Raw genomic sequence first — 1432 nt, forward strand, 5'->3', positions numbered from 1 at the left:
ATGCCCAGGTGGCGAAATTGGTAGACGCACCAGCTTCAGGTGCTGGCGATCGTAAGGTTGTGGGGGTTCGAGTCCCTTCCTGGGCACCAAATACACCTACAAAGACCTATATGGGGACTAAACAGCCTCTTTTCAATAGGCGACTAAATTCCCATGGTCCTATGCAAGATCTTGGGCTTCATCTCTTCCCAAAGACTTTCAAACTCCTCCGCCCTATCTTCCGATAGTTCAATAGGCTCAAAGAGGCCGCTGAAGAAGATAGTTTTTTTAGGCGCCAGAGTCTTCTCAAACTCACTAAGTCCAACCGGCTTATCGTCAATATCCCGCGTCAACTGAGCTGAGCACACAATGGCCTCATTATCGTCTTGATCAATGACGGCAAACTCGATCAGCTGTTGATTTTTCTCCAGTATGACCAAGGTACCTCGGGCATAGCAGACTGCCTCATGCTCTTGGACGATATAAGCCAAAAACTGATCCTCCTCAGCCTTCTCCATACGCAGATCATCTATAAAAAAGAGGTATTGATCCCCTGCTCCATTTACTAAGGTAAAAACCTTAGGGATGACGCCATGAGCCAGAGCGAGATTTCGGTAATAGGAAGAAATTTCAACAGCGAGGTTTTCAGCAAAAAGATGCATGGGCAATAAAAAGAGATGAGTTATTCAGTAAAGATGATGGGCGGCCAATTAATTGCCGAGCGTACGCTCTAGGAAAGTCATAGTCCGCTCCCATGCCAAATCAGCAGCAGCGGAGTTGTATTGCAATGGTGGCAGACCTCTTGAGTCTGATTTTGGATTTGCGAAGGCATGTTTAGTGTCGTAGCGCTGAAAGTCATACGTAACTCCAGCAGCTTTTAGCTTTGCTTCCAGTTGATCGACGCCAGCAATCGAAAAAAATTCATCGTGAAGAGCCCAGTGCGCCAACATTGGTTTTTTAATAGCCGACGCGTCAACATACTCTAGTGGCGGATAACCATACCAAACTACAGTTCCATCACATTCTGGAACGAGGCCGGCAGACAATACAGTGAGGGCTCCGCCCATACAAAAACCCGTAACAGCCACTTTGGCACTGCCAGTTGCTTTGAGATATTGAACGGCACCACGGATATCTTGACTGGCGGCATCGCCAAAATTCAAATCATTCATGAGGTGCTCTGCCTCATTCGCCTCTAAAGCCAACTTGCCACGATAGAGGTCCGGAACCAAGGCGTGATAACCTGCTTTCGCCAAACGATTAGCGACATTCTTAATTTCATCATCTAAACCCCACCACTCCTGAATCACTACTACACCAGGAGCATTTTTTGGATTGGCAGGCTCAACTACATATGCCTCCACTGAAGCGCCATCAGGTCTTTGAAATGTAATCATGACTATCTCCAATCTTTCTTTTAAAAATGAATTAGGCTTACTTCGACTGTTTATCG

The 1432-nt window shown here is 46.4% G+C and carries 2 protein-coding genes and 1 tRNA gene; 1 reads left to right on the top strand and 2 read right to left on the bottom strand.

Annotation, left to right across the window (positions count from 1 at the left end):
- Positions 1–2: 2 nt before the first annotated feature.
- A tRNA-Leu gene (locus B7Y67_RS16655) sits at positions 3–89 on the top strand.
- Between the two features lie 54 nt (positions 90–143).
- Here the strand turns inward: B7Y67_RS16655 and B7Y67_RS16660 are convergent.
- Positions 144–641, bottom strand: coding sequence for a hypothetical protein (locus B7Y67_RS16660; RefSeq protein WP_293599585.1), 498 nt, complete (start codon positions 639–641; stop codon positions 144–146).
- Positions 642–689: 48 nt separating this feature from the next.
- The gene (locus tag B7Y67_RS16665) at positions 690–1376 is read right to left on the bottom strand and encodes a dienelactone hydrolase family protein (protein ID WP_293599586.1); all 687 of its coding nucleotides are present in this window, start codon (positions 1374–1376) and stop codon (positions 690–692) included.
- Positions 1377–1432 lie beyond the last annotated feature (56 nt).

Source organism: Polynucleobacter sp. 35-46-11 (genome assembly GCF_002281105.1).